Here is a 12,544-nt window from a genome sequence, read left to right on the forward strand (position 1 = left end):
CAATGTTAATTTATTTTCCAACTCATTCTCAAAACTTAGATCCAACCTATTCAGCTAAATCCTTGTTTTTCAACAAGTTTTAATCAACATCACCGCCGATGGATGTGCATTATAGGCTATTTATTTTCTTACGCAACTACTTTTTCAATCTTTTCTATTTGTTTGTATAGTTAATAAACCAAATAAACATTAACTATATGTTTTTGATATATAATTTTTATTTGTATGAGCTTTTAACTCTTATCACTGTCTAAATAAGACAAAATCATTGCACTTAGTTCTCTTTTAAGCTGTTGTTCTGAAATAAGAAAATCATTGTTACTTACAAACCTCATCATTGTGAACAAGGTACTATTAATAATCACAAAAGATTTATGCTTGAGTGTTTCAAAGTCCCAATGACGATAGAAACGATTGAATACATATAAACCAACTTCAAAAAAATGCTTTTCTAAAACCTTTGCTGCTTCTGAATTGTTATAGCCATGCCAATGTTTCAGGACTTCAAAGAAGAAACCATTATCTTCTCTCATTACATCAAATCCGAATTGAAGACTAACATCGACTAAGGTTTTTAGATCCATTTCTTCTTGATTCATCGCCAGCGCTTTAAGTGACAAACCTAAGTTTTCACTCTTACGGCGTAACAATTCTAAAATTATCTGATCTTTATTTTCGAAATATTGATAGATAGAGCCTACGCTCACCCCTGATTTTTCAGATATTTTTGGCGTAGTGACTTGATCTAGGCCCATTTCAGAAATGCATATCAGAGTCGCTTTCAAAATACTATCGACTACCAGCTTTGCTCTTTGTTGTTGGGGTCTTTTTCTCATAGCTGCCATTCTAATAATGCGAATTGAATGCGAATAAATATTCATATTAATCTTTGATCAAACAATAACCAGATTAATTACACCATGTCAAATTTTAGCATTCCAAAACGTATGGCTTCATATGAGCGAATGAAGCGCAGCGATCTATTGTCCAAGCTTCTACATAAAATGACTGATCAAAACTTCATTCCAACTTATGCTGAATATTTAGAGTTAAATGAAAGTTTACATACGGGCGATGTGCCGATGGATCGCTTAATGGATTGGGTGATGACCAATCCACGCGAAAATCGAAAGCTTTTTGAAACAGCCTTATATCAAGGCTTAGATGCTCTTCCCAAACCAGTCCCTGAAATCAAAGCATTCTTTGATCTCGTGGAACAACAGCCTGTTTGGTTCGATCAAGAAAAAATTGATCGTGCAATTCAATTCACGCATCGTTTAGGCGCAAATGTCACTTTTATTATGCGTGATCTCGCGCTAATGACTGGATATCAATACCCTGGCTTTAATCAACCTTTGATTTTAACAGGTGCTCTAAGCAAATATGCAGGCAAGCGCTTAGCAGAAACGCATAAATGGTGGCTAGATGTTACTAAGCCGAATGGATTTCAACGCTTTAATGATGGCTTTACTTCAACAATTTTTGTGCGTTTCATCCATTCTTTAGTTCGCTACCATCTAAAAAAATCCAAAGATTGGGACTGGGATATTTGGGGAATGCCGATTAACCAATATGATCAGGCAATGACAAATATTGCTTTCAGCGGTGTAATGCTTTTAGGTATTCGAGCAATCGGTATTTTTCCAACTAAAAGTGAAGTCGATGCGATTATGCATTTTTGGAAATATACAGGCTGGTTGATGGGTGTTGACGAACACTGGCTGATTGATAAAGAGTCTGAAGGCTGGAAATTATTGCAATGGATGAATTATGCTCATCCTCAAGTGGATGAAAGTAGTCGTCAGCTTGCAGTAAGCCTATCCAAAGAACCATTTGAACGCGAATATAAACATTTTAAACGTTTCATGCAGAAGAAAGCCTACCAGAATCACTTAGATGTTACCCAAATCTTTATGGGCCGAAAAAAAATGAAAAATTTAGGGCTTAAGCCTCGAATACTGCCGTGGTATCCACTGTATCTACTGACCAAAAATACTGTGATTTATGCTGGCGCAAAAAAAATACCAAAGCTTGATCTTTATTTACAGCGTAAAGGGCGATCACAACAAGAACAAGCTCTCGATTTATATCAAAATGCAGGAAAACAGCTGGCAAGTATGCATCAATAAATAAAAAACCGAGCTAAGGCTCGGTTTTTTGCATGTATATTTTTAAGCCATTTTTAATGTTGCCTCTTGCTCAGCTCGAAGTGCTGATGGAGAGCGTGCTAGATAATCCAAAGCTTGTTGAGTATTACCTTCTTGCACTGGATGAAACTTTGGACTAAACCAACGGATAGTAGCTAAAGTTAAATGACTGAAGGTAGGAATATGATCGGTCTTACGACTAATTTTTTCCATTTGCATAATGAGTCTTAAAGTACCCATATGTCTAAACTTACCTGCATCTTTATCTTGTTTCAAAATTGTTTTGCCGCCTTCAACCCAAACCGCTGCCATAATAGGGAAGATAAAGGTCATCAAAGCATTTTTTGAAATTTGGAAATTAAACTCTGATTCAAACATATGTTTAAACAAATCATACGCAACCGTACGATGTTCAACTTCTTCAGCAAGATGCCAACGGAATAGATCAGCCATGATTGGATCGGCTTTATCCAATGAAGTATTGTCCAAGCTCCACTGCCCTGCCACACCAGTATAGTGCTCAATGGCTGCAATCACACCCAGTCGGAAGATTAACCAACGTTTTTCACCAACCACTTTTTTCATCATTTTGATACCTACTGGATTTTCTCCCAAAAGGATTTCAAAAAGATAATGCATGCGTTGAATGAACGGCTTTACATCTAATCCATGTTGATCAAAATAAACTTGTGCATGTTGATGAGTACGACCATGAATCGCTTCTTGCTGAATAAAACCTTTCACGTCAGCTTTTAATTGTTCGTCTTTGACGAACGGTAAAGCTTTATTAAATACACGGCAAAACCAAAACTCACCCGCAGGTAAAATCATATGTGCTGTATTCAACATATGGGTGGAAACAGGGTCATTTTCAATCCAATGCTTTGGAATATGATTGAAATCAAATTTTACTTTACGACCATGTAGTTGATGAACTTGACTCATTGTTGTCATTTTATTATCCATTACTTCTTTTTTATTATTTTTAAAATAATGATAACCTCATCACAATATCATTTAAGGACATTCATATTTTATGTCTGACAATTTCAAAGAAAACACCCATTCAGACGGCGATCTAAATGGGTGTTAGGCTTAATACGTCAAATAAACTGAATATGACTAGAACTTCATACTCACACGCGCCCAATAATTACGTCCTATATTATTAAATTGCTCATTCTGTGCAAAACCAAATCCAGCACTACCTGCTTTATTTAAGTGTTCCGTATAAACTTTATCCAGAACATTATCAATTCCAATACTCAAATCAACACCTTGATGAATTTGATAAGTACCATTTAAAGACAGCGTCGAGAAACCTGAACTCGTTTTAAAGTCCTTACCTACAATATTACCTTGATTAATACTGACACGATCCTGCCCATCTACCACACGCCACAATAAACCTAAGTTAAAACGCTCTTGCACATATCTTAAATTTAAACGTGCTTCCAGCGGAGATATTTGAGGTAAAGGTTGATGATCAGTTGTGTTTTTTCCCCAAGCATACATCGCACTAAGATCTGCCTGAACAGCATCGGTAAATTGATAACCTACACCAGCTTCTGCCCCTGCGATTGTCGCATCGACATTTCTAGAATCAGCAGCATTTTTACCATGACCAGTCATTTTTGCTGGGTCATAATTCAATAATATGAAATCATCGATCAAACCAGCATAAGCTGATGCCCATGAACTGAATGCCCCGTGATTATGTTGGTATCCAACATCCAACTGTAAGGTTTTTTCTGTTTCTAAATCCTTGAAGGTAGCAACAGCATTGCCTTGATAATCTGTCTTAAACAACTCCCAATAATCTGGTACGCGCTCTACATAGCCTAGACCAACATAGGTTTTAGCATCATGCTCTGGATGCTGATTTTCAAACCGTATAAAACCACTTGGTAATGTTTCCTGACGTTCTTGAACCATTTTTAAGTTTTTAATCTTAACTTGATCAACCCGAACACCTGTGACCAACTTATTATGATCATTCAATGGATATGATAATTCAGTGAACCCACCATAAGATTGAAACTTCATATCCTCTGTTAGTGGAGTATTCATCATTGGCATGCTTGAATGATACATTCCACCAGCATGTTGATTATTCTGAGTATCAACACCCGTAATGAATATTGCTTTATCCCACTCCATCGTTGTGGCTAAACGTGCATTCAAAGTACGACGTGTCACATTCATAGCGCGATCCGCGCCATCGACATCACGCAAACTAAAATTATCCATCACATGATCATTAAAGTTGTAATTGACTTGCGCCTCAACTTTTTTAACTACCTCTGAGAGATTCTTTTTCTCAAATCTTAATCCCAAGCTCTCGCGGGCAAATTTAGAACCATCCATATCTCGCCCAGCATATACAGCCTCACCATCAGCCTTACCGCCAGTTAACTCGATCCATGTATCTGCATTAGGTGTCCAGCCCAATGCTAAATCTGCATTCCATCGTTTCCAATCTGATGGTACGGTCGCCCCATTACCATCTTGATAACTATTTGAGACTGATCGGTTGCTATTGATTCGAATATATTTTTGTTCATCTCCTACCGCTGCCTCAATATTTTGGTCTAAACGCCCAAAAGAGCCCATTAATACACTTGCCTGACCTCGATAATTTTTTTCATCATTCAATTGTTCTGGGCGTCGCTCGAAAATCACTGTTGCTGCTGAACCTGTGTTGGCGTACTGGACAGTTTGGGGACCTTTAATCACCGAGATTCGATCATAGCTCTCAGGTGAGATATACGAAGTCGGTGAATCCATACGACTCGGGCATGCGCCTAAATTTTCAGTTCCATCTGTTAGAATTTTGATTCGTGATCCAAACATTCCACGAAAGGTCACATCACCGTTCGTACCTGCACCACTATTTACGCTGCTAAACCCTACAATACTTTGTAAGTAATCTGCGCCATCCGACGCAGGAATAGGCTGAATGGGTTGCTTCGGGTTTGCACGTACAATCAAGCCATTAGCATCATTACCTTGTAGAGCTGTAGCAACAATTGGCACTAAGTTCTTCATGTGTGTATCAGGTGTTGGATTTGAAGCTGTAGATTGGACTTCAGCAAATGAAGTTTGCGCAATAAAGGCAATGGAAATCGCAGCCGCTAGTGGCTGTAAATAGAATTTTGGCTGAGCCATGATATATTCACTCAAAATTTAAATATGACAATGCTAGAGTCATTCAAGACCCTAAAAATAAAGACAATATTTAAGAAAAGAGTGGCGGTGCCCGACCTTGAGGTAAAAGGAATAAACGCTGTAAGTCGAAATAAATATGTTTGAACGCTTTTTGGAATGCGATCAAACGTATATTTAAACGTACAAAAACTTCTTTAACATTCAGCTCAGGTGGCAAAATCAAATTACCAAATACAGTACAGTATTGGCATTGATGGTTTGGGTCATGATGATCGTGCCCACTATGCGAGGATTCAACATAGCGCTTAGACTCATGATGTTCATGTAACGCATGTGAAGTGGAACCATGATGAGCATGATGAGCGAGCGTTGTAATACTAGAATGATTAGGCTGTTCGAATAAGGCACGGGTGATCGTTTCGCAGACCGGCGCAATTTGATATTGCGCTGGAAGCAAAGGCTGAAGAAAAACAACGATCTGTAATAATACTGCTGCGAAACTCAGCAGCAACCCATTGCGGAACAAATTGTCATTCCAAATAAAATTTGAGCAATTATAACAAAGCCCAATCGAAATTGGGCTTTATCAATATATTTAAAGTTCTTAGAAAATTAACGCTTTACAGCAACTTTTTCTTTTTGACGCTGACGAACGACTTTTTCTACCTTTTCACGCGCTCTTTGGCGTTTTAAAGGAGATAGATAATCAACAAATAATTTCCCGTTCAGATGATCCATTTCGTGCTGGATACATACTGCCAAAAGACCATCAGCTTCTAATTCAAAAGCTTGCCCTTCTAAATTAATTGCGTCAATTTTGACGCGTGACGGACGCTCAACTTTATCGTATATTTGTGGAACTGATAGACAACCCTCTTCATAAGGTTGGGTATCTTCAGTTAATGGGGTGACTTTAGGATTAATAAAAACCATCGGCTGATTTTTATCTTCAGACAAGTCCATGACGATAAGCTGAATATGATGATCAACTTGGGTTGCAGCTAGACCAATACCTGGTGCTTCATACATGGTTTCAAACATGTCTGCAGCAAGTTGACGAATTTCATCCGTCACTTCCTCTACAGGTTTGGCAATAGTACGCAAACGGGGATCAGGAAAACTTAAAATTGGTAATAAGGCCATGCTGCTCCTCACCGGCTATGCCATTGATCTTAAAAATTAAATGAAGTTAATGCTTCATCAAATAATACGTGTAATATGCGTATTATAGCGCAAATAGATACATAATTTTAGGAATTATGATAATGAAAAAGGTTTTCAATGGCATGGCTTTTTCACATGCTCTGGGGTTAAAGCAACATTGCCTTTCACTTGCAATTTGCATAAGTGCGGGCTTGTTTACCGCGCAAATAACACAAGCCAGTCCAAATGTAAGCCCACCATCAATTAAGGCCGGTGCTCCTCACGTTTATGTGGTCAAAAAAGGCGACACTTTGTGGGACATTTCAGGTAAATTTTTGCGTTCACCTTGGCGTTGGAAAGAAATTTGGGCATCCAATAAACATGTCAAAAATCCACACTGGATCTACCCAGGTGATCGCTTACTACTCTGTACATTAGATGGGCGTCCACTGATTGGTAAAGATGAAGGTGACGGTTGTGAAGGTGTTATTCGTCGTCATCTTGGTGCTATCAATCTAAAACCTCAAGTACGTATTGAAAGCTTAGGGAATACCATTCCAATTATTCCCTTGGATGATATTCAACCTTGGCTAGAAAGAAGTATTATCGTTGCGCCTGATGCTTTGCAAAGCACACCTTATATTCTCGGTTCGGCAGATCGTCGTATCGTTGCTGGGGAAGGCCAAACAGTATATGCACGTGGTCAAGGGATTAATCCTGGACAAAGCTACGGTGTTTATCGTGAAGCTGAACCGTATGTTTTCTTAGATGAAAAAGGGAAAAAGTACACAGGTGCACTTGAACTGATTGAGGTAGCTACTGCAGTCGCTGTTGCCAACGAAAATGAAATTTCAACTTTAGAACTTAAACAAAGTTTTAATGCCGAAGTTCGTCGCGGTGATTACGTTTTACCTAAATTTCAAAATGAATTACCAAGCCTCTTCTATCCAACGGCAACAACGGATATTCAGCCAGGCGGTCAAGTGATTCGTGTTATGGGTTCTATTGGTACAGCAGCTCAACATAGTGTTGTCACCATTAACCGCGGAAGCGTTCACGGTGCAAAAAATGGTCACGTGTTAAGTATTTTCCAACAAGGCGAAGTGGTTAAAGACCCGAAGACCAAAGAAAATATTCAACTGCCTAATCAGCGTGTGGGCAACTTAATGATTTTTAAAACTTTCGATCAACTAAGTTACGCTTACGTGCTAGACAGCGCACTTCCAATTAAAGTAGGTGCTGTATTAGAACCATCACCAATGGTTGAAAATTAAAATTAGGTGCGGATATGTTGAACGAGATTAATGACCATCAGTTGGCTTATATTAAACTCTGGTATCTCGTTCAACATTCACTCAGTGCTTATCAAAAACTTATTCAGCATTTTGGTTCAGCTCAAGATGCTGTACAGAAAAATCATCTAAATCAATGGCATCAGCTCAACCTACATAAAAACCATATCGAGCGTGCATCTCAATTTTTCTCTGATCAACAGCAACAAGAATTTGAGCGAATTCTGCATCAAATTCATCAACATTCTGATTTTATGCTCACTGAGCAAGATCCAGACTATCCTCAGCAATTGATGCCCTATCATGACCGCCCCCCAATTTTATTTGGGAAAGGTAAAGCACAAAATTTATCTGAAGCACAAATTGCCATTGTTGGAAGCCGTAAACCAAGCCCACATGGCAAACAAGTCGCATATGATTTTGCGTATTATCTGAGTGATCAAGGTTTTTATATCACGAGTGGCTTAGCACAAGGCATTGATGAAGCAGCCCATCAGGGTGCTTTGCAACATGGCAGAACAATCGCCGTTATCGGTACAGGATTAGATTTAATTTACCCATCACAAAATCGCCCATTACATGATCAAATCTTGAAGCAGAACGGGACCATCATTTCTGAGTTTTTACCCGGTACAAAACCGCTTCAGCATAATTTTCCACGCAGAAATAGAATCGTAAGTGGCTTAAGTTTAGGGATATTGGTAGCGGAAGCTCAATTGGGCAGTGGTTCATTAATTACGGCCCAAGCTGCTGCAAATCAAGGTAAAACGACCTTTGCAATTCCAGGTCATATTTATAGTGAATTTCATCAAGGTTGCCATCAGTTGATTCGTGAAGGTGCCATCTTAGTTGATCATCCTGAGCAGATCATTGAAGATTTAGCCCTACCGACTCAATGGCAACATCAACAAGCATCACTGTCACGAAAAAACAATCCTAATGAAGTCCAAAATGACGAAATAGCTCATTCAGTAGACCATCTAAAGTTAAGTAAGCATGAGGATGATGAGCATTCGATTCCTATACATCTGTTAGCTGTATTTCAACAATTAGATTGGGTTGGACGCGATCTCGATCAAATTGCTGCAACCCTTGATTTAGACACCGCGACACTCACCAGTCACTTGATGGAGTTAGAACTTTTAGGACGCTGTATTCAACAATCTGGGTTATACCTTCGTTGCCGTAATTAAAATTAAGGTTCACAATAGTCTTTTCAATCAAGAGAATGGTGAACGCTTATGTTAACAACCTCAGTTGCTGAGGCTGCTCAATGTCTAAAACAAGGTCAAGTTTTGGCTTATCCTACAGAAGCAGTATGGGGCTTAGGTTGCGACCCTTTTAATGAAAATGCTTTTAAAGAAATTTTAAGATTAAAACAACGCCCTATCGAAAAAGGGGTGATCTTACTGGCTGGTCAAGTCAGTCAGGTTGAACATTTATTATCAAAGCTGCCTCAAGACCGCCGCGATGCGGTGATTGAAAGTTGGTCACAAACATCTTATCAAGATCGCGCCACAACATGGCTTCTCCCAGCTGATGAGCAAATACCACTTTGGATTCGAGGCAAACATCCTAAGGTTGCTATCCGAGTCACCAACCATCCTCTTTGCATCGCACTGTGTAACGCATTTGATGGGTTCATTGTTTCAACCAGTGCAAATCCTGCTGGTTTAGACCCCGCTCGCTCATTGCAAGAAGTCAATCAGTACTTTGGTGCTGAATTAAATTATTTAAATGGAGATTTAGGCCTGAGCCAAGAACCTAGCCGAATATTAGATGCAGAAACTGGTGATGTCATTCGTGCTTAAAAAGCATGATATGCTGAGACTTAAAACTTATTATTTAAGACAAAAAAAAGCTCAGTCATAAAGGTATTGACTGAGCATATAAAAGGATGTGCTAATCACATCCAGAGGGTTCAGAAATTCATCTGTACAGAAAAAGAGTGTATTATCGCTTTCTCTGCAGTACGCATATTATGCTACAAAAAAAAATATTACACAATTACTAAGACTTAGAGTTTCAAATCATCATTTTTCTTATAAAGATTAATTATTAGTTCAATTGATATAATTAAGTACCTATTTTTAATTATTAATTTTACTTTTTAAAAAGCCTAATGATAGTTAATTTAGATCAATAAGCTTTTATAGATTTTAAGTATAATAAAAAAATAAATCGATTGTCTGTTTTTTAAACACTCTTAGCCTTTATGAATGAAGTTTTTTTCTGTGCTAAAGCAATACCTATCAAAATCACGATTCCGCCTAAACTGTGATAAATCGTCCATGCTTCTTTTAACCAAACATAAGCAATAATGGCGGTAAAGATTGGCATTAAGTTCATAAAGATGCTGGTTCGATTTGGGCCTAAATGTTGAACAGCCAACATCCATACTAACGGCGCAATAATCGAAGGGAAAATTCCCGCATATAACACACTCAAGCCGTTATCCAGATCAATTGCATCGAGACCCAATACGGCAACGAATGGTAAGTGGTACAACACTGCAAAACCAATCTGAATATAAAGACTAATCATTAAAGGGAGCTCGAGTTGCCACTTTTTGAGAAATACACCATAAAAAGCATAGAAGAATACCGCGACGATCATAATCATGTCGCCCCAATGCCCACCCAGATGCATCAGTGTATCTAGACGCCCCTGACCGATGACATAAATCAGCCCGATAAACGATAAAATACTGCCCACCACTGCAAATCGAGTTGGAAATTCTTTTAAAATCATCAATGAAACAAAAATGGTGAAAATTGGGATAAAGGCATTAATTATGCCCATATTGGTTGCAGTTGTGTAATGTGCTGCGGTGTAAGCCAACCCCTGATAAAGCACCATACCAAATGCACTCAGCACTGCTAATTTCACTATGTTTTGTCTTACCAGATTCCGCTGTTTGATGACTTTAGGCAGGATAAAGGGTGTTAAAATCAAAAAGGCAATAATCCAACGATAAAAACTAATACTGACAGGTGAAATATACTCTGCAACATATCGTGTAATGGCTATATTCAACGACCAAATCAATACAGCAATGACTGGCAATGATAAAGCCCAGAGCAAATGCTTTTTTTCAAATGTCATATTTTCATCCTAATTTTTATTTAATCGTTAAGATCAAGTTTTCATCAATTTTTAGACTTTTTCATTCCATGAAACACACTCCCCTTCATTGTTAATGACTGCAGAACAGCCATCTAAGTCTGAGATTTTTACTTAAAAAATTAAGTAGAGTGCTGTTCTATTTTAAAACACTTTTCACTTTTTTACAGGGATTCCTCTACAAAACAACACTAGAAGCTGTGTGTGAGCTATGAGATCGTAAATGCTTGAATTTTCCCATCAACGGGTTAACTGAATTTTTTTTAATGTGCTTCATCGTGAATGTAAGTGCATTGAACCGAGCATATAAAAAGGATAAATTATGAAAAAACTTCTCATTGCATCACTATGCACTACAGCTGTTTTTCTAACCGCTTGTGATAAAAAGTCTAACGATCAATCCTCACCTACTGCCGCTGAAACGGTTCAAAGCAATACATTAAGTACCAATGTAAATGCAGATATTCAACATGACTTAGATTTACTGGATCAAATTTCAAATACAAAAGCTCAAGAGGCTTTGGCATTTCAAAACGAAGTGACACAAGCTGCGCAAAACAATAATAAAGCTGAATTAGACGCAGTGGTTGAGAAGATGGATAACTATGTGGATCAATTTAATGATGATCTGGACAAACTTGCGCTCAAAAGTACTGAAGGTGCATCTCTTCGAGATAAAATGAAAGAATCGAATGAGCTTGGATTGGACCTCGCAGAAGCAGGTGTTAAAGAAAAGCCTGATATGAATGAAATCACTGAACTACAAAAGAAAGCTGTTGAGTTACAACAAAGCTTGTTACAGGACATGCAGAATCTTAAAAACCAAGTCGGGACAAAATCTTAACTCATAGAGCAGGCCGTCAGGCCTGTTTTTTTCAATGTAGACACCTTGGTGAGATCTATATGCCATGGTATTTTCAATCTACATATTTTAAGTACTTTATGATTAGGACATTGAAATGGCTTCAGTTTATAACATTCCAGTAAATACAATTCAGGGTCAGGCTGTTGATTTATCGCAATACGAAGGCAAAGTATTATTGATCGTGAATGTAGCATCTAAATGCGGCCTTACGCCACAGTACGAAGGTCTGCAAAAACTCTATAGTGAAAAAAAACAACAAGGATTCGAAATTCTTGGTTTTCCTTCCAATGACTTTCTTGAACAAGAACCAGGAAGCAATGAAGAGATTGAACAATTTTGTTCAGTGAATTATCAAGTGGACTTCCCTCTTTTTGCGAAAATTCCAGTGGTTGGGGAGAATAAACATCCGCTATATGAAACTTTAACAAATGCCATTCCAGAGCGTCTTGGTGAGGGGCCTTGGTGGAAAGATCTGGTTGATTATGGTTTAACGCCTAATAATCCCCCTGAAGTATTATGGAATTTTGAGAAATTCTTAGTTTCAAAAACAGGGGAAGTCGTTGCTCGTTTTGCACCAGACATCACTGCAGATGATGCGCGTATTGTTGATGCAATTAATGCTGAACTGGCGAAATAATCTCATCAAGATCAAGTGACGATCTTGTCACTTGATTATTTCTTATTCAATTCAATAAATATCTTCATTAACCTGTCAAAATCATAAGTTACTCTTTCACATCAAAATTTTTGTTATTGCTTTGCAAATATTCAGATTTAACTCATATTTGTATCGTATCTTGAAATGA

12 protein-coding genes are annotated in these 12,544 nt (G+C 38.1%); 6 read left to right on the plus strand and 6 right to left on the minus strand.

The window, feature by feature from the left end:
• Positions 1-233: 233 nt before the first annotated feature.
• The gene (locus tag AC1M9K_RS11520; RefSeq protein WP_481589411.1) at positions 234-836 is read right to left on the minus strand and encodes a TetR/AcrR family transcriptional regulator; all 603 of its coding nucleotides are present in this window, start codon (positions 834-836) and stop codon (positions 234-236) included.
• 84 nt (positions 837-920) lie between these two features.
• On the opposite strand from AC1M9K_RS11520, the gene AC1M9K_RS11525 reads away from it, so the two are divergent.
• The gene (locus AC1M9K_RS11525) at positions 921-2,129 is read left to right on the plus strand and encodes an oxygenase MpaB family protein (RefSeq protein ID WP_481587696.1); all 1,209 of its coding nucleotides are present in this window, start codon (positions 921-923) and stop codon (positions 2,127-2,129) included.
• Between the two features lie 42 nt (positions 2,130-2,171).
• Here the strand turns inward: AC1M9K_RS11525 and AC1M9K_RS11530 are convergent, their stop codons facing one another.
• From AC1M9K_RS11530 to def, 4 genes are all read right to left on the minus strand, one after another.
• Positions 2,172-3,101 (minus strand): metal-dependent hydrolase, encoded by a 930-nt coding sequence (locus tag AC1M9K_RS11530; protein ID WP_092768017.1) that lies wholly within the window; start codon positions 3,099-3,101, stop codon positions 2,172-2,174.
• A 168-nt stretch (positions 3,102-3,269) separates the two neighbouring features.
• Complete coding sequence (locus AC1M9K_RS11535; RefSeq protein WP_481589345.1) at positions 3,270-5,315, minus strand: TonB-dependent copper receptor; 2,046 nt, start codon at positions 5,313-5,315, stop codon at positions 3,270-3,272.
• Positions 5,316-5,385: 70 nt separating this feature from the next.
• A complete protein-coding gene (locus tag AC1M9K_RS11540) occupies positions 5,386-5,856 on the minus strand; it encodes a DUF2946 domain-containing protein (RefSeq protein ID WP_481589412.1) in 471 nt (156 codons plus the stop codon).
• Between the two features lie 71 nt (positions 5,857-5,927).
• The gene (gene def, locus AC1M9K_RS11545) at positions 5,928-6,458 is read right to left on the minus strand and encodes a peptide deformylase (RefSeq protein WP_035268228.1); all 531 of its coding nucleotides are present in this window, start codon (positions 6,456-6,458) and stop codon (positions 5,928-5,930) included.
• A gap of 122 nt (positions 6,459-6,580) precedes the next feature.
• Here def and AC1M9K_RS11550 point away from each other — a divergent pair, with 122 nt between their 5' ends.
• The 3 genes from AC1M9K_RS11550 to tsaC are packed head-to-tail and all read left to right on the plus strand — an operon-like array spanning position 6,581 to position 9,561.
• Positions 6,581-7,732, plus strand: a complete 1,152-nt coding sequence (locus tag AC1M9K_RS11550) for a LysM peptidoglycan-binding domain-containing protein (RefSeq protein WP_481589346.1) — start codon at positions 6,581-6,583, stop codon at positions 7,730-7,732.
• 14 nt (positions 7,733-7,746) lie between these two features.
• Positions 7,747-8,943 (plus strand): DNA-processing protein DprA, encoded by a 1,197-nt coding sequence (dprA, locus tag AC1M9K_RS11555; RefSeq protein ID WP_481589347.1) that lies wholly within the window; start codon positions 7,747-7,749, stop codon positions 8,941-8,943.
• A gap of 48 nt (positions 8,944-8,991) precedes the next feature.
• The gene (gene tsaC, locus AC1M9K_RS11560) at positions 8,992-9,561 is read left to right on the plus strand and encodes an L-threonylcarbamoyladenylate synthase type 1 TsaC (RefSeq protein ID WP_035268223.1); all 570 of its coding nucleotides are present in this window, start codon (positions 8,992-8,994) and stop codon (positions 9,559-9,561) included.
• A gap of 385 nt (positions 9,562-9,946) precedes the next feature.
• On the opposite strand, the gene AC1M9K_RS11565 is transcribed toward tsaC, so the two are convergent.
• Positions 9,947-10,855 (minus strand): DMT family transporter, encoded by a 909-nt coding sequence (locus tag AC1M9K_RS11565; protein WP_481589348.1) that lies wholly within the window; start codon positions 10,853-10,855, stop codon positions 9,947-9,949.
• Between the two features lie 340 nt (positions 10,856-11,195).
• Here AC1M9K_RS11565 and AC1M9K_RS11570 point away from each other — a divergent pair, with 340 nt between their 5' ends.
• Positions 11,196-11,717, plus strand: a complete 522-nt coding sequence (locus tag AC1M9K_RS11570; RefSeq protein WP_092767874.1) for a hypothetical protein — start codon at positions 11,196-11,198, stop codon at positions 11,715-11,717.
• A 115-nt stretch (positions 11,718-11,832) separates the two neighbouring features.
• Complete coding sequence (locus tag AC1M9K_RS11575; protein ID WP_481589349.1) at positions 11,833-12,375, plus strand: glutathione peroxidase; 543 nt, start codon at positions 11,833-11,835, stop codon at positions 12,373-12,375.
• Positions 12,376-12,544: the final 169 nt, after the last annotated feature.

It is taken from the genome of Acinetobacter sp. 24-47-67, assembly GCF_056779735.1.

Excerpts from the sequence above, each read along its gene's own strand:
- AC1M9K_RS11520 (WP_481589411.1), bottom strand. The coding sequence starts at position 836 with ATGAGAAAAAGACCCCAACAACAAAGAGCAAAGCTGGTAGTCGATAGT.
- AC1M9K_RS11525 (WP_481587696.1), top strand. The coding sequence starts at position 921 with ATGTCAAATTTTAGCATTCCAAAACGTATGGCTTCATATGAGCGAATG.
- AC1M9K_RS11530 (WP_092768017.1), bottom strand. The coding sequence starts at position 3,101 with ATGACAACAATGAGTCAAGTTCATCAACTACATGGTCGTAAAGTAAAA.
- AC1M9K_RS11535 (WP_481589345.1), bottom strand. The coding sequence starts at position 5,315 with ATGGCTCAGCCAAAATTCTATTTACAGCCACTAGCGGCTGCGATTTCC.
- def (WP_035268228.1), bottom strand. The coding sequence starts at position 6,458 with ATGGCCTTATTACCAATTTTAAGTTTTCCTGATCCCCGTTTGCGTACT.
- AC1M9K_RS11550 (WP_481589346.1), top strand. The coding sequence starts at position 6,581 with ATGAAAAAGGTTTTCAATGGCATGGCTTTTTCACATGCTCTGGGGTTA.
- dprA (WP_481589347.1), top strand. The coding sequence starts at position 7,747 with ATGTTGAACGAGATTAATGACCATCAGTTGGCTTATATTAAACTCTGG.
- tsaC (WP_035268223.1), top strand. The coding sequence starts at position 8,992 with ATGTTAACAACCTCAGTTGCTGAGGCTGCTCAATGTCTAAAACAAGGT.
- AC1M9K_RS11565 (WP_481589348.1), bottom strand. The coding sequence starts at position 10,855 with ATGACATTTGAAAAAAAGCATTTGCTCTGGGCTTTATCATTGCCAGTC.
- AC1M9K_RS11570 (WP_092767874.1), top strand. The coding sequence starts at position 11,196 with ATGAAAAAACTTCTCATTGCATCACTATGCACTACAGCTGTTTTTCTA.
- AC1M9K_RS11575 (WP_481589349.1), top strand. The coding sequence starts at position 11,833 with ATGGCTTCAGTTTATAACATTCCAGTAAATACAATTCAGGGTCAGGCT.